Source organism: Agrobacterium sp. 719_389, from assembly GCF_900188475.1.
Taxonomy (GTDB): domain Bacteria; phylum Pseudomonadota; class Alphaproteobacteria; order Rhizobiales; family Rhizobiaceae; genus Agrobacterium; species Agrobacterium radiobacter.
Genome location: NZ_FYEM01000003.1, coordinates 355353 through 375185, shown reverse-complemented (window position 1 = coordinate 375185; position 19833 = coordinate 355353). Strand labels below are relative to the sequence as shown.

At 59.3% G+C, this 19833-nt stretch carries 17 protein-coding genes, 1 tRNA gene, 1 pseudogene and 1 riboswitch; of the genes and pseudogenes, 5 read left to right on the top strand and 14 right to left on the bottom strand.

The window, feature by feature from the left end:
* The first annotated feature begins 246 nt into the window (after positions 1–246).
* Positions 247–1539 (top strand): Wzx-type polysaccharide biosynthesis protein UppX, encoded by a 1293-nt coding sequence (gene uppX, locus CFB10_RS08760; RefSeq protein WP_026363784.1) that lies wholly within the window; start codon positions 247–249, stop codon positions 1537–1539.
* 37 nt (positions 1540–1576) lie between these two features.
* Here uppX and CFB10_RS08755 read toward each other — a convergent pair whose 3' ends face one another.
* On the bottom strand, positions 1577–2338 hold the full coding sequence (locus CFB10_RS08755) for a transporter substrate-binding domain-containing protein (RefSeq protein ID WP_020010984.1): 762 nt from the start codon (positions 2336–2338) through the stop codon (positions 1577–1579).
* Positions 2339–2507: 169 nt separating this feature from the next.
* Between CFB10_RS08755 and CFB10_RS08750 the strand changes: the two genes are divergently transcribed.
* Positions 2508–4430 (top strand): glycosyltransferase family 2 protein, encoded by a 1923-nt coding sequence (locus tag CFB10_RS08750; RefSeq protein ID WP_020010985.1) that lies wholly within the window; start codon positions 2508–2510, stop codon positions 4428–4430.
* Positions 4431–4642: 212 nt separating this feature from the next.
* Here the strand turns inward: CFB10_RS08750 and CFB10_RS08745 are convergent, their stop codons facing one another.
* From CFB10_RS08745 to CFB10_RS08725, 5 genes and pseudogenes are all read right to left on the bottom strand, one after another.
* The gene (locus tag CFB10_RS08745; RefSeq protein ID WP_026363785.1) at positions 4643–4936 is read right to left on the bottom strand and encodes a hypothetical protein; all 294 of its coding nucleotides are present in this window, start codon (positions 4934–4936) and stop codon (positions 4643–4645) included.
* 52 nt (positions 4937–4988) lie between these two features.
* Complete coding sequence (gene aqpZ / locus CFB10_RS08740; protein WP_020010987.1) at positions 4989–5714, bottom strand: aquaporin Z; 726 nt, start codon at positions 5712–5714, stop codon at positions 4989–4991.
* 153 nt (positions 5715–5867) lie between these two features.
* A pseudogene (locus CFB10_RS08735) lies at positions 5868–6415 on the bottom strand (RNA 2'-phosphotransferase).
* A 58-nt stretch (positions 6416–6473) separates the two neighbouring features.
* Positions 6474–6547, bottom strand: a tRNA-Gly gene (locus CFB10_RS08730).
* Positions 6548–6602: 55 nt separating this feature from the next.
* On the bottom strand, positions 6603–7700 hold the full coding sequence (locus CFB10_RS08725; protein WP_026363786.1) for a 2'-deoxycytidine 5'-triphosphate deaminase: 1098 nt from the start codon (positions 7698–7700) through the stop codon (positions 6603–6605).
* Between the two features lie 73 nt (positions 7701–7773).
* Positions 7774–7852, top strand: a riboswitch (SAM riboswitch).
* 42 nt (positions 7853–7894) lie between these two features.
* Between CFB10_RS08725 and CFB10_RS08720 the strand changes: the two genes are divergently transcribed.
* Positions 7895–9079, top strand: a complete 1185-nt coding sequence (locus tag CFB10_RS08720) for an O-succinylhomoserine sulfhydrylase (protein WP_003503544.1) — start codon at positions 7895–7897, stop codon at positions 9077–9079.
* Positions 9080–9312: 233 nt separating this feature from the next.
* Positions 9313–9705: a Co2+/Mg2+ efflux protein ApaG gene (apaG, locus tag CFB10_RS08715; RefSeq protein WP_003503545.1), complete on the top strand. Its 393-nt coding sequence runs from the start codon at positions 9313–9315 to the stop codon at positions 9703–9705.
* Positions 9706–9758: 53 nt separating this feature from the next.
* On the opposite strand, the gene CFB10_RS08710 is transcribed toward apaG, so the two are convergent.
* From CFB10_RS08710 to CFB10_RS08700, 3 genes are all read right to left on the bottom strand, one after another.
* Positions 9759–10748: an Hsp33 family molecular chaperone gene (locus tag CFB10_RS08710; protein WP_020010989.1), complete on the bottom strand. Its 990-nt coding sequence runs from the start codon at positions 10746–10748 to the stop codon at positions 9759–9761.
* Positions 10749–10988: 240 nt separating this feature from the next.
* Positions 10989–11906, bottom strand: coding sequence for an ornithine carbamoyltransferase (gene argF, locus CFB10_RS08705; RefSeq protein ID WP_020010990.1), 918 nt, complete (start codon positions 11904–11906; stop codon positions 10989–10991).
* 56 nt (positions 11907–11962) lie between these two features.
* Positions 11963–13162, bottom strand: a complete 1200-nt coding sequence (locus CFB10_RS08700; protein WP_020010991.1) for an aspartate aminotransferase family protein — start codon at positions 13160–13162, stop codon at positions 11963–11965.
* A 431-nt stretch (positions 13163–13593) separates the two neighbouring features.
* Between CFB10_RS08700 and CFB10_RS08690 the strand changes: the two genes are divergently transcribed.
* Positions 13594–14127 carry a GcrA family cell cycle regulator gene (locus CFB10_RS08690; RefSeq protein ID WP_020010992.1) on the top strand — a complete coding sequence of 178 codons (534 nt, stop codon included), beginning with the start codon at positions 13594–13596 and terminating at the stop codon, positions 14125–14127.
* 312 nt (positions 14128–14439) lie between these two features.
* Here CFB10_RS08690 and phoB read toward each other — a convergent pair whose 3' ends face one another.
* The 5 genes from phoB to pstC form a co-directional block, all read right to left on the bottom strand.
* Positions 14440–15123: a phosphate regulon transcriptional regulator PhoB gene (gene phoB / locus CFB10_RS08685; protein WP_003493692.1), complete on the bottom strand. Its 684-nt coding sequence runs from the start codon at positions 15121–15123 to the stop codon at positions 14440–14442.
* A gap of 30 nt (positions 15124–15153) precedes the next feature.
* The gene (phoU, locus tag CFB10_RS08680) at positions 15154–15879 is read right to left on the bottom strand and encodes a phosphate signaling complex protein PhoU (RefSeq protein WP_003503555.1); all 726 of its coding nucleotides are present in this window, start codon (positions 15877–15879) and stop codon (positions 15154–15156) included.
* A gap of 96 nt (positions 15880–15975) precedes the next feature.
* The gene (pstB, locus tag CFB10_RS08675; RefSeq protein WP_003503557.1) at positions 15976–16791 is read right to left on the bottom strand and encodes a phosphate ABC transporter ATP-binding protein PstB; all 816 of its coding nucleotides are present in this window, start codon (positions 16789–16791) and stop codon (positions 15976–15978) included.
* A gap of 14 nt (positions 16792–16805) precedes the next feature.
* Entirely contained in the window at positions 16806–18128 is a 1323-nt protein-coding gene (pstA, locus tag CFB10_RS08670) for a phosphate ABC transporter permease PstA (RefSeq protein ID WP_020010993.1), read from the bottom strand.
* Entirely contained in the window at positions 18125–19609 is a 1485-nt protein-coding gene (pstC, locus tag CFB10_RS08665) for a phosphate ABC transporter permease subunit PstC (RefSeq protein ID WP_020010994.1), read from the bottom strand. Before pstC ends, pstA begins: the two co-directional genes overlap by 4 nt.
* Between the last annotated feature and the right edge of the window lie 224 nt (positions 19610–19833).

Genomic DNA, 19833 nt, shown 5'->3' with positions numbered 1-19833 from the left:
GCCTTGTGACGAACAACGAAACCCTTCTGAAACAGGGCCATGTCCAAATAACCATAAACAGTCATTATCATCATTATTATGCAATTGCTTTAACCCTCTCTTACCTCAAGAGGGATAAGACAGGATAAACTGCCATTCATTCGGGTCGCGGACCTTCACATTATTGGCCGGTTGCGGCTTTTTCAGTTCGCCAGATTTTAAAAACAACGCAGTCATTTTTGAATTCCCCCGGCAATGCCGGAAAACATGGAGAATGAGGTGTCGTTCAATACGCCGCGGCTCGGCCATCTAGTCAGACTGGGATTGACCTACATGGCGTCAGGCGGAGCGCTCCTCATGTCCAGCGCCGCCCAGCTTTTGACCTTCGCGTTGCTTGCCCGCCATCTCGGTGTCGAACAATTCGCGCTTTACGCCTCCATCACGGCCGTCACCAATCTCGGCGTCCAGATATGCGGTATCGGTTCGCAGGAATCGCTGATCCGCCGTGTGGCGCAGGATCGCAGCATGTTTCCCGTCATGCTCGGCCACAGCTATCTCCTGAGCGCCGCGACCGGCGTGGTGCTGACAATCATCGGCATGGTGACGATCCCGGTATTTTTCCCGACCTCGGAAACCCTGCTGCACACGCTAATCACCACCTTCCTGATCCTGTTCACGAACCTCGTCCTCCTGAAAGTCATCTCGCTTTCCACGCAGAGCTTCATCGCGCATTCCGACTTTGCCTCCGCCAACAAGCTGGAAGTGATGTTTGCCGTCGCCCGCACCATTGCCGCGGTGGTCGCCTGCCTCATCTTCAAGGTGGAAACCGTGGAGGCCTGGGCGCTGTGGAACCTCGCCGCCCACACCATTGCGGCCATGATTTCGGTGAAGGCGATCGCGAGACTAGGCCGCCCGGTGTTCCGCATCGTGCGTGAGGAAATCCGCATCGGCGTCCTGTTTTCCACCCAGTTCCTGTTCAAGGCCGTGCGCGGCAATGCCGATATTCTCGTTCTCGGCGCCATTGCCAGCGCCGAGGTGCTCGGCAGCTATTCCATCGCCCGGCGCATTCTCGACAGTTCCTATCTCTCCGTCGAAGCCCTCAACCGGCTGATCTATCCGGGTTCGGCCTCCGCCGCCCTGCAGGGCATCAGCAAGACCATAGAGCGCGCCTATAACGTGCTGAAGGCTGCACTTTTCATCGCGACCGGCAGTGCGCTCGTCATTTTCATCATCGCACCCTTCCTGCCGCTTTTGTTTGGCGATGAATATGTTTCGCTGCCTATCATCACCCGCGTGCTTTGCTGGGCGGTTCTGCCGATGGCCGTTGCCGCCACCGCGCTCGAGGCGCTCGGCGCATCCGGACGGCAGGATATTCGCGCGAAGATCTGGAACAGCGGTAATCTCATCGGCTCCGTGGTCGTGGCCTTCTTCACCTGGTCCTTCAGCATTTCGGGAACGATCGGCAGCTATTTCATGGTGGAAACCGCGATCGCCGCCGCCGTGTGGATCGCGCTGCTGCGCCTGCGCCGAAACGAAGAGGTTTTCGCGCCGGCCAAATAAGAGCTGGCGTCAGAACCGATCTGGCGGCCGGCTCTCTCTAATAGAGCCCGTAAGGGAAATAACGCCGGTAGATTTCTTCCAGCCTTCCATTGCGGGAAAGGGCCGCCAGCGCCTGATCGAAAGCCGGAACAAGCACGTTGTCGGGATCGACGGTCATGATGGACAGGCCCTCGCCGAGAAACCTGTCGGACATATAGGGACCACCGAAGAGGGCGCAACAGCCTTCGGACGCGGTTCCCGAAATCCAGAAAGGCAGGCGCAGACCATCGGCGAAGATGGCGTCCACCTTACCTTTCTTCAATGCGTCATACATGGGTTCGTAACCATCGAAACCCTCGGCCGTGGCCTTTGGAAAAAATGCTTTCAGCATCTGTTCGTGCCGCGAAGCGGCAACCACACCCACCTTCTTTCCCGAAAGCGCATCAGCGCCGGAGCCGGTGAATTTCGCCGCCTTGTTCACCGCAAGACGGGCAGGCATTAAGAGATAGGGCCGCGAGAAGGTGAAACTCTTGCGCAGATCGGCAGTGGTGGCGAGGCCGGAAATGACCGCTTCGCCCTCACCCATTTCGAGCGCCGCCTCCAGCTCGTCAAACGGCAGCGCCTGCACCTGGCATTTGCTTTCCACCTTCAACTGGGCGCAGATTTCACGCACCAGATCGACATGGAAACCCGCAAGCCGGCCTTCCTGGTCGGTAAAATTGAACGGCGGAAAATCGACCGACATCAGAAATCTGATGCGGGGAACGGAAGAAAGGTCGCCGCCCGGAAATCGCTCCTGCGCATCGAACAACACCGGCATCCGGTTCCCGTCCGACAGGCCCTCCGCACGTACATCGCTAAAAAAACCAGTAAATTGTAAAGCGAAAGCTAAAGTAAATCCGAGACTTATATTCCGCGTTACATTCGTCATTCTCATCTATACTATCCGTGACAGAAAGTGGGCGTTACCATGACGGCGGCGGCAATGCATGGATTATTCTAGGCAATATACACGAGATTCGTTTCGCACGACGCCGGCGACACGAAAAATTGCATTTTCCCATCTCAATGAAAATCCACTCTCAACCGCTTCCGAACAGGACCAAGCCCGCTTTCTCTCTTCGCTGGGATTTGGCAGGCCCTATATCGAGGCATTCGAACAGCAGGCTCTGGAAAATAGCTCGACTTTGGAGGACGAATTGCTGGCAAGCGGTCTCGTCACGACGGATGCCTATTTCGGCGCTTTCGCCAGATTCCTGCGGTTGCCGTTTCTCCCGAAAATCGATCCGGATCGTGTGACGGACTTGAATAAGCTGGACACTCAGCTCTTCGAACCAAGGTTCCTGCGGCTGACACCGCTGAACGGCACGCCAACGCTGCTGATCGTGCCGGAACTGGCGCGGATGGCGTCGCTGAAAAACATGCTGGATCAGCGTCCGCGTCTTCTCAACGACTTTGCCGTCACAACCCCGCAGGCCATGCGCAACGCAATCTGGAAAGCGGGCGAGGCCCGCCGCTCGGCAGAAACCCAGCAGCGGCTTTTCAACACGGCGCCGCACCATTCCGCCAGGATCACGCTGCATGGCCAGCAGGGTTTTTGCAGCGGCGTTCTCCTTACGCTGCTCATTCTGTCGCTGCTGTTTTACACGGAAGCGGCATTTACGTATCTCCATGTCACCCTGACGATGCTTTACCTTTTGACCCTGCTTTTCAGGCTGTTCGCGCTCGTTCATCTACCCATGGAAAAGGACGCCACCTTGCCTCTTCGGCAGGAAAACGAATTGCCTGTCTATACCGTTCTGGTGGCGCTTTACCGGGAAGAGGCCGTCATCGGGCAACTCATCGGCGCATTGGAGCGTCTGGACTGGCCCAGATCCCGGCTGGACATCAAGCTTGTCTGCGAGGCGGACGACGACGCAACGATCGAGGCGATCCGTCGGATAAACCCCGGCCCGCATATAGAGGTCGTCAGGGTGCCCCCCTCCCTGCCGCGCACCAAACCCAAAGCCCTCACCTATGCGCTTTCCGGCGCTCGCGGCGCATTCATTGTGGTCTATGATGCCGAGGACCGGCCCCATCCGCAGCAATTGCGCGAAGCCTATACCGCCTTTCGCAGCGAGCCTGACGAGGTGGCCTGCCTGCAGGCGCCGCTTATCATCAGTAATGCCTCTTCCTCCTGGCTCAGCGCCTGTTTCGCCTTGGAATATTCCGGTCTCTTCCGCTGCATGTTACCTGTGCTATCCGCACACGGCTTGCCGCTGCCGCTTGGCGGCACCTCCAATCACTTCCGGACCGCCGTGTTGCGGCGGGCCGGCGCCTGGGATCCCTACAATGTAACCGAGGACGCCGACCTCGGACTCAGGCTGCATCGGCTCGGTTATCGTTGCGGCGTCATCCGACGACAGACGCTGGAGGACGCGCCGACCTCGCTGCCCGTGTGGCTGAACCAGCGAACACGATGGTACAAGGGGTGGCTGCAAAGCTGGCTGGTGATGACCCGTGCGCCTTTTGCGACCGCCCGCGACATGGGATGGTTTGCCTATATGGTTTTTCAGCTGCTGATCGGCGGCATGCTTCTGTCGTCGCTTGCCCATCCCCTGCTCTTCGTTTCCCTGACATTCATGATTATCGCCATCCGGGAAAAAGGCGTCGATCTGCTAATCACCTGGCAGGGTCTGCTGTTTTTTATCGATGCGCTGAATATCGTCGGAAGCTACACGATCTTCGTGCTGATGGGTCGAAACAGAATGATCGCCTATGAAAGAAGACATGTCGGAGGGCGATGGCTGGCGATGCCCGCATATTGGCTGATGTTATCAGTCGCGGCCTGGCGGGCCGTGGTGGAGCTCAAAACCAAACCCTTCGCATGGAACAAGACACCACACGCTCCGGTCGTCAAAAAAACCGACTGACCCGGCGTTTTCGAAAACAGTCAAAATAGTTTTGGTGCTTCTTTCGGCCAACCGCGGCGACGCTTCATGGTTTCAGCGACATACCGTTATCTGCAAAGCCGCTTCAGGCTTTGCATTACCGCTGTCATCAATAATAGAAGCCAATGCCTTGCCGAACGAAGCTCCTCCTTCGGCAAGGTCCGTCATTTCATCCTGAGATCGACCGAACCGCTCTACTTGGCAACGAGCTTGTTCTTGATCAGGCCGACGATGATCTGCACGATCAGACCACCGACGCCGCCGCCAACGAGCTGACCGGCAAGAGTGCCGATATCCACGCCGCCGGCTGCCGCACCGCCCGCCGCGCCGAGCAGCGATCCGAGCACGGTTCCGCCGCCGAGGCCGCCAATGGCGCCGGCAATCAGGTTGCCGAGCGAACCAAGATCGGAGTCCTTCACTATCTTTCCACCGGCCGTGCCGCCTACCGCACCGCCAACGATTTGGGCCAATATCGAAGCAAGATCCATGTCATCCTCCTCAGTCGTTTCCCCGACCATTCGGGGAAACAAAGCCTCTTATTCACGTCTGCGCAGGCTGAACCGAACCGGCATGGCCGGCCTTCTCTTCCTCGCCGAAAATTTTCCAGATCACGGCCCCGATGGCGCCACCAAGGATCGGAGCAAGCCAGAACAGCCAGAGCTGCTGCAGCGCCCATCCGCCGACGAACAACGCCTGTCCCGTCGAGCGGGCCGGATTGACGGATGTGTTGGTGACTGGAATGGAAATCAGATGAATAAGGGTAAGGGCAAGACCGATGGCGATCGGCGCGAAGCCGGCCGGAACCCTGCCATGCGTCGACCCCAGAATGACGATAAGAAAAAATGCCGTCAGAATGACTTCGATCAGCAGCGCCGATACGAGAGAATATCCGCCCGGCGAATGTTCGCCATAACCATTGGCGGCAAAACCGCCAATGTCAGCCTCTGCCTTGCCGGTGAGGATGACATAAAGCGCCGCAGCCGCGACGATCGCCCCCAGAACCTGCGCCACGATATAAGGCACGAGGCTTGCCGCCGGGAATTTACCGGCAACCGTGAGGCCAACTGAAACAGCCGGATTGAAGTGACCGCCTGAAATGCCGCCAACCGCGTAGGCCATGGTCAGAACGGTCAGACCAAAAGCGAAAGCGACGCCAAGGAAGCCGATGCCGAGTTCGGGAAAGGCGGCGGCAAAAACCGCGCTGCCGCATCCTCCGAACACGAGCCAAAAGGTTCCCAGAAATTCCGAAAGAAGTTTGCGACTCATAACACTTTCCCTATGTTACGACTGCATCAACTATTACGTGCAATTTAATCGTAGTCAAGCTAAATTGTGTACTACTCCCAAAAGCCGGCTCCACGACGATCCGGCCAAGACCGTATCCCACCATTTCAGGCTGTTCCGCGGAAAATAGTGGCTTCAGCCCACCTCTTCCGGCAGCCCCGGAAGAGAGCCCGGCTCTATCTCATTCGTGAGCCAGACACCATTTTTGGCCTGAAAGAAACGATGGCCTCCCTGATGCAGCGCCAGGGCGGAGATCGTCAGAATAACAGGTTTTCCGTGCCTTTCTCCAACTCTTCTCGCTGTTTCTTTATCAGCGGAGAGATGGACATATTGCCGGTTCTGCGGGAGCAATCCCTTTTCCCTGATGCTGCCGAGAAAACGGGTGGTGTGCCGTGATAGAGCAAAACGGGTGGCTCTACAGGCTCGAGACCGAGATCCACCACCACCGAATGGCCCTGATTGGCCCGGATGAATTGCCCATCGGCAGAAATGGCGAACCGCTTCTTGTCGCTGGTATCGACAATCTCAAGCAGCAACTCATGCGTAAGGGGAATATCGGCTCTTGCTATCAACTCGTCGATATTGGCCCACCCTTCCGCGTCGAGTTTAATACCGATCGCATCCGGTTTGTGACGAAGGACATAGCTTAGAAATTTACTGATCTCGCTGAGGGACTGCGCCATCGGGATGCGGCTTTCTCTTATGACCTTTAATATTCCGGCACATGGATCGCGGCATCGCTGGAGCGGGTGAAGGGAATCGAACCCTCGTATTCAGCTTGGGAAGCTGCTGCTCTACCATTGAGCTACACCCGCGCGCGCATAAGACATCGGATAGTTCGCAGCGGGTGTCAAGCACCCGCCGGGTTCGTTATTCGGCGCGAAAATGCTTGGAGAGCTTCAGTCCCTGCGCCTGATAGTTGGAGCCGAGGCCGCTGCCATAGAGGCCTTCCGGTTTCTGCAGCATGTGCTCGTAAACCAGCCGGCCGACGATCTGGCCGTGCTCCAGGATGAAGGGCACTTCGTGGCTGCGCACTTCGAGCACGGCGCGGCTGCCCGTGCCGCCGGCCTCGGCATGGCCGAAACCCGGATCGAAGAAGCCGGCGTAATGCACACGGAACTCGCCCACCAACGGGTCGAAGGGCGTCATTTCAGCCGCGTAAAGCGGCGGAACGTGGACAGCTTCGCGTGAGACGAGAATATAGAATTCATCCGGGTCGAGGATCAATTCGGCGCGGCCGCGTGCGTAGAGCGGTTCCCAGAAATCGAGAACGTCGTGCTGGGCCTTCTTGTCGACATCCACCACCGCCGTGTGATGTTTGCCGCGATAACCGATCAGCCCGTTTTCACCGAAACCCTTGAGGTCGATCGAAAGCGCGATGCCGCCGCCGGTCACGTTGGGCGTGTCGCTTGCGACCAGCATTTCCGTCTCGTGCAGCTTCAGCAGTTCACTTTCGTTGAGCAGCGAATGGCCAATGCGGAAGCGGATCTGCGACAGGCGTGAGCCCCGGCGCACCACGATGGGGAATGTGCGCGGGCTGATTTCCAGATAAAGCGGGCCGGCATAACCAGCCGGTATCTTGTCGAATTCCTGCGCGTTATCGGTCATGACGCGGGTGAAGATATCGAGACGGCCGGTCGAGCTTTTGGGATTGGCCGAGGCAGACATGTCCGCCGGCAACGCAAGGCTTTCCATCAAGGGAACGATATAAACGCAACCGGTTTCCAGCACCGCGCCCTGAGTGAGGTCGATCTCGTGCAGGCTGAGACGATTGAGCTTGTCGATGACCTGGGTTCCGGGGCCGGGCATGAAACTGGCGCGCACGCGATAGGCCTTCGAGCCGAGCCTGAGATCAAGGCTGGCGGGCTGCACCTGATCAGCATCGAGATCGGCCTCGCTCTTCAGCTTGCCGCCTGCAAACAGCGCCTTGATCGCGCCATCCGCCAAAATGCCCGTGGTTCTCGTCATGGTCATCATTCCTTTTTACGGCGACAAAACCAAAAGGAAAGCATTGACGCAAGCCGGTAACGGCAGTATGGCAAGCTTATCCCGTGGTGATTTGGCCGGTCGGCTTGCAGCCACGTTAAACAAGTGGCTAAAAAGACCGGGTGCTAGGAACCGGTCTGCTTTTGCGGCCGGTTTTTTGTTTTGAAGGTGATCACATGAGCAATAAATGGCGCCCGGCAACCCAGCTCGTTCACGGCGGTACGCTACGCTCCCCTTACGGTGAAACGTCGGAAGCGATCTATCTGACCCAGGGTTTCGTCTACGAAAACTCCGAAGCAGCCGAAGCGCGCTTCAAGGGTGAAACGGACGGGTTCATCTACGCCCGTTATGCGAGCCCTACCAACGACATGTTCGAAAAGCGCATGTGCCTGCTGGAAGGCGCTGAAGACGCCCGCGCACTTGCGTCGGGCATGGCCGCCGTCACCGCCGCCATCATGTGCCAGCTGCGCGCCGGCGACCATATCGTTGCTGCCCGCGCCCTTTTCGGCTCCTGCCGCTGGGTGGTCGAAACGCTCGCGCCGAAATACGGCATCGAATGCACGCTGATCGACGGTCGCGATCTCGGCAATTGGGAAAAGGCGATCCAGCCCAACACCAAGCTGTTCTTCCTCGAAAGCCCGACCAATCCGACGCTCGAAGTGGTGGATATTGCCGGCGTGGCGAAGCTCGCCAACCAGATCGGCGCCAAGGTGGTGGTCGACAACGTCTTTGCGACGCCGCTTTTCCAGAAGCCGCTCGAACTCGGCGCCCATATCGTTGTTTATTCGGCCACCAAACATATTGACGGCCAGGGCCGCTGCCTCGGCGGCGTGATCCTTTCTGACAAGAAGTGGATCGAAGAAGAGCTGCAGGATTATTTCCGCCATACCGGCCCGGCCATGTCGCCGTTCAATGCCTGGACGCTTCTGAAAGGCATCGAGACCCTGCCGCTGCGTGTGAAGCAGCAGACGGCCAATGCCGGCAAAATCGCCGATTTTCTCGCCGATAACGGCAAGGTCGCCAAGGTCATCTATCCCGGCCGCGCCGACCATCCGCAGGCTGACATCATCGCACGGCAGATGTCCGGCGGCTCGACGCTGGTGGCTTTCGAACTGAAGGGTGGCAAGGAAGCGGCCTTCAAGCTGCAGAACGCGCTTGAGATCGTAAAGATTTCCAACAATCTCGGCGACGCCAAGAGCCTTATCACCCATCCCGGCACGACGACGCACAAGAACCTCTCCGACGAGGCGCGTGCTGAACTCGGCATTTCCGGCGGCACCCTGCGCCTTTCCTGCGGCATCGAGGATACCGACGATCTGCTGGAAGACCTGGCGAAGGGTCTGGCGGCCGTTTCGGCCTGAAAATTCAATCGGCAAATCGCCATGGCCTGACCGCGTGTCGGGCCATGGTTCGCCGGTGCGGTCCGAAAAGACCCTATCAGGCAACCAATATTTACCTTTCCCGTTATCCCTAACGGTGGAAAGCAGCGCAACAGGAGATGCCCCCTGCCCGTCAAGTCATTCATTTTCTTGACGATAGCCAGAACCTATAGTGTAGGATGTGGCGGCAGGCATAATATCGAGGTGTGGCGCGTATGTATCGTGCTCTGACAAGGGATATCGAGGTAACGGTCGACCCGTATTATCTCGAGGAACAATCCGACCCGGATGACGATCGTTACGTCTGGGGCTACAAAGTCGTGATCGCGAACAACTCCGATATTCCGGTTACCCTCGTCAATCGCTATTGGCACATCACCGATCAGAACGGACAGGTCGATGAGGTCTATGGGCCTGGCGTCGTGGGTGAGAAGCCACATCTTAAACCCGGCGACAGCTACGAATACTCTTCGGGTTGCCCGCTGGACACACCCTCGGGCCTGATGTTCGGGCATTATGAAATGGAAACGGAAAATGGCGAGGTGTTCAACGTCACCATACCCGCCTTTTCGCTGGATTCACCGGGCCTGATGCGGGTTCTGAACTGACCACTCGCCCGGCAATGAAAAAGCCGCACCCTTTGTGGGGCGCGGCTTTCTATTCAGGCATTTTCAAATTCGCTGACATCGTAGCGATAGGTGGTGGAGCAGAACTCGCAGGTCACAGCAATGGCCCCGTCTTCCTCGCTCGCCTTGATCTCTTCGGCGGTGAAGCCTGACAGCACACCCTTGATCTTGTCCCGCGAGCAGCTGCAACGGTCGAAAACTGCCTGCGGATCATAGATGCGCACGCCGCTCTCATGGAAAAGCCTGAAGAGCAGGCGTTCCACCGGCACCTGCGGATCGGTCAACTCGTCGGTATCCACCGTGTTCAACAGCGTGACGGCTTCCATCCAGGCATCATCCTCCTGCACCTCGTGACCGCTTTCATCGCCGTCGCCGCCATGCAGGTCGCGCATACGCAGCCGCTCGGGCGCCTGCGGCAGGAACTGCGCGATAACGCCGCCCGCACGCCAGCCATGACGCGGCTTGCCTTCGCCATCACGGTCGAAGAACTCGGCAACGCCCAGCCGCACGCGGGTAGGCAGCTGTTCCGACTGACGGAAATAAACCCCGGCAATGTCTTCCAGCGACGAGCCATCGAGCGGCACGATGCCCTGATAAGGCTGCATGCCCACGCCCTGATCGATCGTGAAGGCCAGAATGCCGGTGCCGAGCAATTGCTCCGGTGAGGTTGCGCCTTCCGCAATCGCCGCGGCCAGCCGCTCCTCGTCGAAACGGGCGTAAGCGCGCATGCTTTCAGGCGCGGTAAAATCCGCGACCAGCAGGTCAACCGGGCCGTCGCCCTTGGTCTGGAGGGTCAGCTTGCCGGAAAACTTGAGCGACGTGCCGATCAGCGCCGTCAGAACAGTCGCTTCCGCCAGCAGGCGGGCGACCGCGGCAGGATAATCGTGCCGCTCGAGAATGGCATTCAGCAGCGGCCCAACCTGTACGGCGCGGCCGCGCACATCCAGACCTTCGACCTGAAAGGGCACAACCTTGTCGTCGCCAGCAAAATCGAGATCGTCCAGTTCAACCGTTACATCTGCCATGTCATACTCCTTGGCGCAGCCGTGGCGCCGCTACCGTCCAAAAGTCCGGCTTTTAAAATGTGCTTTTTCCGCTTGTCGCACAGAGACCCGGGAAGAGAAACCGCTTCCGGGAAAAACGTGCAAATCGTGATGATGGCCCGCCAGCAAAACCGACGAGCCTCTTCGAAGTCCCACAGATGGTAATCTACGTGGGCAAGTTCAAGCACCCGGCGTGGCCTCGTGTCAGGCCGGGGGAATTGCTCAGATGGCGCCCATGCACCAAGCAATGATGGACTTCTGCGCGTGGAGGCGGTTTTCCGCCTCGTCGAAGACCACGGATTGCGGACCGTCGATCACGGCATCCGTCACTTCTTCACCGCGATGGGCCGGCAGGCAATGCATGAACAGCGCGTCTTTTTCCGCCTTGGCCATCAGGGCTTCGTTGACTTGATAGGGCTGGAAGATGTTGTGGCCGCGCGCCTTGTGTTCCTGGTTCATAGACACCCAGGTATCGGTGACGACGCAATCGGCCCCGGCCACGGCCTTGTCGGCATCGTGGCACAACATGATCTCGCCGCCATTGTTGCGGGCCCAGTTCAGGAACTTGTCATGCGGTTCGGAACCCATCGGCACCGCCATTGTCATGCGGTAACCGAAGCGGGCCGAGCCTTCCACGAAGGAATGCAGGACATTATTGCCGTCACCCGTCCAGGCAATGGTCTTGCCTTTGACCGGGCCGCGATGTTCCTCGAAGGTCATGATGTCAGCCATGATCTGGCAGGGATGCGTGTCGTCAGTCAGGGCGTTGATAACAGGCACGGTTGCGTGCTCGGCAAGCTCCAGCAGGCGCGAATGATCCGTTGTACGGATCATGATGGCGTCGACATAACGCGACAATACCTTGGCCGTATCGCCGATCGTTTCGGCACGACCGAGCTGCATTTCAGTTCCAGAGAGGAAAAGCGTCTCGCCACCAAGCTGGCGCATGCCGACATCAAAGGAGACGCGGGTGCGGGTGGAAGGCTTTTCGAAGATCATTGCCAGCATCTTGCCGGCAAGCGGCTTTTCCGCCGTTCCGGCCTTGGTTGCGGCCTTGCGCGCGCGGGCATCGTTGAGAATTGCCCGCAGGTCCTGCGAGCTGACGGCCGACAGGTCAAGAAAATGTTTAGGTGAAGCCATTTCAAACGTCCCATGCTCGCGAGCCTCCGGGAAGAGGCCCGCCCTTTATTGTTTCCTCAGGCGATTTTTGCCTGTTTCGCTGTCAGGGAAGCGGCGGCCGCTTCCACACGTGCCAGCCCCTCACGGGCTTCCTCCGCCGTGGTAACGAGGGGCGGCAGGAGACGGATGACGTTGTCGCCCGCGGGCACGCCGAGCAGATGCTCGCCGCGCATGGCATGCAGCATTTCGCCCGACGGAACCTTCGCCTTGATGCCGAGAAGAAGGCCTTCGCCGCGAATTTCCTCGATGACATCAGGATAACGATCCTTCAGCGAAGCAAGGCCCTGGCGGAAGACCAGCGCGACATCACGGACCTTTTCCAGAAAACCCTCGGAGAGGACGACATCAAGCACGGCGTTGCCCACAGCCATGGCCAGCGGGTTGCCGCCATAGGTGGTGCCGTGCACGCCTGCGGTCATGCCGGAAGCGGCATCCGCCGTCGCAAGGCATGCGCCGAGCGGGAAACCGCCGCCGATACCCTTGGCCACCGCCATGATGTCAGGCGCGACACCCGTCTGCTCATAGGCAAAGAGCTTGCCCGTGCGGCCGACGCCGGTCTGGACCTCATCGAAAATCAGCAGCATGCCATGCTCATCGCAGAGCGACCGCAGCAGCTGCAGGAATTCCTTGCTGGGCGCACGGATGCCGCCCTCGCCCTGAATGGGCTCGATCAGAAGTGCAGCCGTCTCGGCCGTGATGGCGGCTTTCAGCGCATCAACGTCACCGAAGGGCACCTGGTCGAAACCTTCGACCTTGGGGCCGAAACCTTCGAGATATTTCTGCTGGCCGCCGGCGGCGATCGTCGCCAGCGTACGTCCATGAAAGGCGCCTTCAAAGGTGATGATCCGGAACTTTTCCGGATGCCCCTTGGAATAATGATAACGGCGCGCGGTCTTGATCGCGCATTCCAGCGCTTCCGCGCCGGAATTGGTGAAGAAGACCTTGTCTGCGAATGTCGCTTCCGTCAGGCGCTTGGCAAGCTTTTCCTGGCCCGGCACTTCATAAAGGTTCGAGACGTGCCAGACCTTCTCGGCCTGGGTCTTGATCGCTTCCACGAGGTGCGGATGGGCGTGACCCAGCGAATTGACCGCGACGCCAGCCGCAAAATCCAGATATCGTTCGCCGCTCTCCGTGAACAGCCAGACGCCCTCGCCTCGCTCGAAGCGCAGGGGGGCTCTTGCAAACGTATCGAACAATGGCGCGGCGGCTTCGGCCATGGCTGTATCACTCCTTGCGCAGACGCGCTGTCAGACGGTTGTCAATAGGCTCTGGGGGTTATCCCTCGCCTGAAAATCAAAAATGCCGCCTCGCGGCGGCAGGGGCACTATTGTCACTTCGCCTGCCGATGTCAACAAAAGTCCGTATTTCCCGGGCTTCTCAAGCCCTAGTAGGTGGCGGCCTGCGAGGCCCAAGGTGTTGCCTTTCAGACTCAACTCGCCAGCAAGTTGGGGAAAACCGGAAAATCGATTCGAGATGAATCCCGCGACTCTTGCCACGGAGTCTGCGTGGCACTAGGTTAATCGCTAATTACTAGACTGCATTGCGGCGGAACTAGTCACCAAAAATCCGGCAGAAACCACGCTCGCGGCACGCCCGCGAGACGGAGAGGGATTCTGCCGACATTATACGCGACGAGCGGAGAAGCGGCATGAACTGGACAGACGAACGAGTCGAGAAACTCAAGAAATTATGGTCCGAGGGCCTTAGCGCCAGCCAGATTGCAGCGCAGCTCGGCGGCGTCAGCCGTAATGCCGTAATCGGCAAGGTCCATCGTCTCAATCTGCCGGGGCGCGTCAAGGCTGGCGGTCCGGTCACTTCGGCGCGCTCTGCGCCCAAGCGCACCGCTGCACCTGCGCCACGCGCGACGACCTTTGCAGGCCGCGTCAATGCGGCGCCGGCACGGATTCTCACCCGTTCGAACGCGGCAACCGCGCTGAATGAAGAGATGGACATCGAGACCGCACAGGTTCTCGATTACGTTCCTTCCAAAAACGTGGTTTCGCCGATTTCCCGTCGCCTGACGCTGACGGAACTGACGGAGCGCACCTGCAAGTGGCCGGTCGGCGATCCGCTAAAGGATGATTTCCATTTCTGCGGTTGTGAAGCGCTGGAATCTTCGCCTTATTGCAAGTTCCATGCGAAACTCGCCTATCAGCCGGTAAGCGAGCGCCGCAAGGCTTGAGTGTTGCGGCACGCATTCGACACTCAAAAACTACGGGCCTTCGGGCCCGTTTTTTTATGGCAAAACTCAGGCGGTTCCGGGGTCAACTCACCGGCGAAGCGCCGATCCCTATCTTCCATCGCTGTCGAACCCGACCCACAATTCCGATTGAGCGAGCGGGATTTCAGCCAATTGTCCGTCGTCCCGTCAAAAAGGATGAAGCCTTCGCGTTTGGGAGTGTCCAGAAACCGAAAGGCCCGACACCATTCCGGTTCGGGCCTTTCGGTTTTGGCGGGATGTTGTCCCGAGTGTAACTCGTCGGTCGAGTCTTGCTCAGGCTTCCATCGAATATCCGGCGCCGCGCACGGTGCGGATAACATCCTGCATATGCGAAAAATTGAGCGCCTTGCGCAGGCGTCCGACATGCACGTCGACGGTGCGCTCATCCACATAGATATCGTGGCCCCAGACGCCATCCAGCAATTGCGAGCGGGAGAACACCCGGCCGGGTGACGTCATCAGGAATTCCAGCAGGCGGAACTCCGTCGGGCCGAGGCGCACTTCGCGGCTCTTGCGGTGAACGCGATGGGTCTCGCGATCCAGCTCGATATCACCGCATTTCAGCACCGAAGACAGCACCTCGGGACGGGCCCGGCGCAGCATGGCCTTGACCCGGGCCATGAGTTCCGGTGTTGAAAACGGCTTCACGACATAATCGTCGGCGCCGGTGGCGAGGCCGCGAACCCGTTCGCTTTCTTCGCCGCGCGCCGTCAGCATGATGATGGGAAGGCGCTCGGTTTCCGGCCGCATCCTGAGCCGACGGCACAGTTCGATACCGGAAACGCCGGGAAGCATCCAATCCAGGATAAGAAGGTCCGGAATACGTTCCTGCAGCCTGATCTCTGCCTCGTCTCCACGGGGTATTGTGTCGACGTCATATCCCTCAGCCTCGAGATTGTAACGAAGGAGGACGCTCAGCGCTTCCTCGTCTTCCACAACTGCAATCTTGGGCACCATATGCTAACTCCGCAAGCCGCTGCTCGTCTGTTACTCGGTCACCGAACCGAGCGTGTTGGAACTGTCGTCCTTCGGACGCTCACCTTCCGGCTGGCTGCCGGTGGTCATGTAATAGATCGTCTCGGCGATATTGGTGGCGTGGTCGCCGATACGCTCGATGTTCTTGGCGCAGAACAGAAGATGCGTGCAGGTGGTGATGTTGCGCGGATCTTCCATCATGTAGGTCAGAAGCTCACGGAAGAGCGACGTATACATGGCGTCGATTTCTTCGTCGCGCTCGCGGATGGCATTGGCCTTCTCTGCGGAACGCGTGGAATAAACGTCGAGGACTTCCTTGAGCTGCACCAGCGCAAGCTCCGACAGGTGCTCGATGCCGCGGGCGAGCTTGCGCGGCACACCGGTTCCGGCAACCGCGATCACACGCTTGGCAGTGTTCTTGCCAAGGTCGCCAACGCGTTCAAGGTCGCCGGCGATACGCAACGTGCCGATGATCTCGCGAAGGTCGGCCGCCATCGGCTGGCGTCTGGCGATGGTGACGATGGCCTTGTCGCCGATCTCGCGCTCGGAATGATCGAGGATCGCGTCATCGGAAATGACCTTCTGAGCGAGCGCGGCGTCGGAATTGACGAGCGCACGCACGGCATCGGCGCACATCTGTTCCGCGAGACCGCCCATTTCGGCGATGCGGCGCGTCAGGAATTTCAGTTCGTCGTCATAGGCCGACAGGATATGCGAATGGGTCGTTGTCTGTGTCATGGTCTAGTCCTCCGGCTTGGCCTGCATGCGCGTACCCGGAAGCGGGCACGGCAGAGGCACCAGTCTTGTTCGGTTTCGATAAAGCGCCGGCCGGGATCAGCCGAAGCGGCCCATGATGTAATCCTGCGTGCGCTGGTCGTCCGGATTGGTGAACATCTTGTCGGTTTCGTTTTCTTCGACAAGATGACCAAGGTGGAACATGGCCGTGCGCTGGGAAACACGCGCCGCCTGCTGCATGGAGTGCGTGACGATGACGATCGTGTAATTGGTACGCAGCTCGTGGATCAGTTCCTCGACCTTTGCGGTCGCGATCGGGTCCAGGGCCGAGCAGGGCTCGTCCATCAGGATCACTTCCGGGCTGACGGCAACCGCACGCGCGATGCACAGGCGCTGCTGCTGACCGCCGGAAAGGCCGGTGCCGGACTCCAGCAGGCGATCCTTCACTTCGTTCCAGAGACCCGCCTTCTGCAGGCTGTGCTCGACGATCTGGTCCATATCCGCCTTGTTGCGGGCGAGACCGTGGATACGCGGGCCATAGGCGATGTTCTCGTAGATCGACTTCGGGAAGGGGTTCGGCTTCTGGAACACCATGCCGACGCGGGCGCGCAATTCCACGACGTCGATCGCCTGATCGTAGATATCGTCGGTATCGAGCGTGATCTTGCCGGTGACCCGGCAACCGTCGATCGTGTCGTTCATACGGTTCAGGGTGCGCAGGAAGGTGGATTTACCGCAGCCGGACGGGCCGATAAGCGCGGTCACCGTATTTTCCCGAACGTTGAGGTTCACGTCGTAAAGCGCGCGCTTTTCGCCGTAATAAACCGAAACGTCCTTGCCGATCATCTTGTATGAGACTTCATTCATTTTCTTGTCCAGCGCCTTTTCAACTGCTGCTTCCGACAACATGTTCATTGCTCAATCTCCCTCTACCAGCGCCGCTCGAAGCGGCGACGCAACAGGATTGCGCCAACATTCATGACGATGAGGAACAAAAGCAGGATGATGATAGCGCCGGATGTCCTTTCGACAAAGGCGCGCTCGGCTTCGTTCGCCCACATATAAATCTGCACCGGCAGGGCCGTGGACGGATCCATCGGCGTTGTCGGGTAATTCGCAACGAATGCCACCATGCCGATCAGGAGCAGCGGCGCCGTTTCGCCCAGCGCGTGGGCGAGGCCGATGATGGTGCCGGTCAGAATGCCGGGCATGGCGAGCGGCAGCACATGGTGGAAGATCGTCTGCATCTTGGAGGCGCCGAGGCCGAGGGCGGCGGCGCGGATTGACGGCGGCACGGCTTTCAGGGCAGCGCGGGTCGCGATGATGATCGTCGGCAGGGTCATCAGCGTCAGGACGAGACCGCCGACCAGCGAGGCCGAGCGCGGAAAGCCCATGAAGTTGATGAAGACGGAGAGGCCGAGCAGACCGTAAACGATCGAAGGAACAGCCGCGAGATTGTTGATGTTCACCTCGATAAGATCCGTCAGACGGTTCTTCGGGGCGAATTCCTCGAGATAGATCGAGGCCGCGACACCGATCGGCAATGACAGCACCAGCACGATCAGCATCATGTAGAAGGAACCGATCAGCGCCACACCGACACCCGCCGCTTCCGGACGGCTCGAAGCGCCGTTGACGAAAATGCCGGTGTTGAAATGTTTGCCGAGCTGGCCGCTTTCGGCGAGCTGGTTCATCCAGCCGAGCTGCTGGTTCGAGATACGGCGATTGGCTTCATCCGCGGTCAGATCGACCTGACCCTTGAAGGCGCTGTCGACATCGCCCGACGCCAGCAGCGTGACGGTGCGGGTGGTGCCGATGACGGCGGGATCGGCGACGACGATGTCGCGAAGCTGCGTGCGCACGCTGTCGGAGATCAGGAGATTGACGGCGCGAAGACCGGCGCGGTCCGTGGGCGCAACACCAAGGACCTTTGCGACCGCGTCACGGGCAACAACGGGATAATTGGCCGTCATCAGCTTTGCCGGGTTGGTGGCGCGCTCATTTTTCGGATCGATGATCTGTTCGGAAAACTCGACCGGAACGGTGATCATCGTCTGCTGGAAGGCGGTGTAACCCTTGGAAACCACCGAGAAAAGCAGCAGGAAGAGAAAGATGAGGCCGAAGGAAATCGCTGCCATGCCGTAAGCACGGAAACGGCGTTCGGCGGCATAACGGCGCTTGATGCCGATATCACGGCGCGTGGCCTTGTTCACGGCGCCAGCGCCGGCTGCGGGAGAGACGATGTCGGTCATTCATATTGCTCCCGGTATTTGCGCACGATGTAAAGCGCGTAGATATTCAGGCAAAGCGTGATGGCGAAAAGCGTGATGCCGAGCGCGAAGGCGACCAGCGTCTGCGGCGAGGTGAATTCAAGGTCGCCGGTCAGCTGGCTGACGATCTTGACGGTCACCGTGGTCATGGGCTCGAATGGATTGAGCTGCAGGCGGGCCGCAACGCCGGCCGCGAGAACCACGATCATGGTTTCGCCGATGGCGCGCGATGCCGTCATCAGCACGGCGCCGACGATGCCGGGAAGAGCGGCGGGAACGATAACCCTCTTGATGGTTTCGGACCGCGTGGCGCCGAGACCGAGGGAACCGTCACGCAGCGAACGCGGAACGGCGGTGATGATGTCATCCGACAGCGACGAGACATAGGGGATCAGCATGATGCCCATGACGAAACCGGCGGTGATGACGCTCTGCGCCTGGATGAAGTTGGCGTAGTTACCCGTCGCCAGACCATTGATCTGCGTGGAAATGTCTCTGAGGAAAGGACCGACCGTCGTCAGCGCGAAAAAGCCGTAGACGATGGTGGGGATACCGGCGAGTACTTCAAGCAGCGGCTTTGCCATCGAGCGGAAGCGCGGCGAGGCATATTCCGCCATGTAGATCGCCGAGAAAAGACCGACCGGAACCGCAACCAGCATGGCGACGAAACCGATATAAAGCGTGCCCGCGAGCAGCGGGATCAGGCCGAACTGGCCGGAGGAGTCGGTCGCACCAGCCGCTGCGAAACGCGGATCCCATACCGTTCCGAAGAAGAACTGGTGCGCCGGGACCATGGTGAAGAACTGGATCGCCTCCGTCAGCATCGACAGGACGATACCGATGGTCGTGAGGATAGCGATGGACGAGGCGACGAGCAGGGCCGCGAGAATGACCTTCTCGACCTGGTTGCGCGCCCGGAAGCGCGGCGCGATCGCCCGCAGCGCATAGGCGCCGCCGCCAAGCGCGGCCAGCAGCACGACGGCAATCATCGCGAGGCGGCTGGTGGAGGTCATGCTGTTGAGCATGTGGGCGGCATCGACCATGAAGCGCTCGGGATCACCCGCGATCGCCACACCCTTCGATGCCAGAAGCGGCCGGACCGCAGCCGTATCGGCCTCGACCTGCGCGGTTTCCTCCGGCGTCAGCCGCTGAAGACCGCGGGCGATGGAGGTCACCATACCATAGGTCAGGCTCTGCTGTGCTTCGGATTGCGCCCGCACATCCTCGGGGAAATTACCGCGCACCGCCGACGTGACGAGCAGGGGGCTGATAATGAGCCAGGCGCAGAGAATGAACGCCGCGGGCAAAACAGCCCAGACGACCGCGTAAGAGCCGTGATAACCGGCACGGGAATGCATGCTGGAGGGGCGACCACCAGACAGGACAACGGCGCGGCGGCTGCCGAGCAGATAGCTGCCGATGCCGATGAGCGCCAGTATCAGCAAAAGGATCGATGTGTTCATTAGAGTTCCCTCGGCGTGCCTCAAGAGCACGGTGCGATATCGGGCAAATCAAAAAGTCATCAAAACGAGACCGCTGGACCATCCAGAGACGCTTGCATTTTGACTGTATCAAAGTTGTGCAAGCGTCAAGGTTGATACATCCTATCCATCTGTAATCCATAAACAATTATGTGGATGGCGATGAATAGGACCTGTCAACCGGAGATAATCGCCGAAGCGGCGCC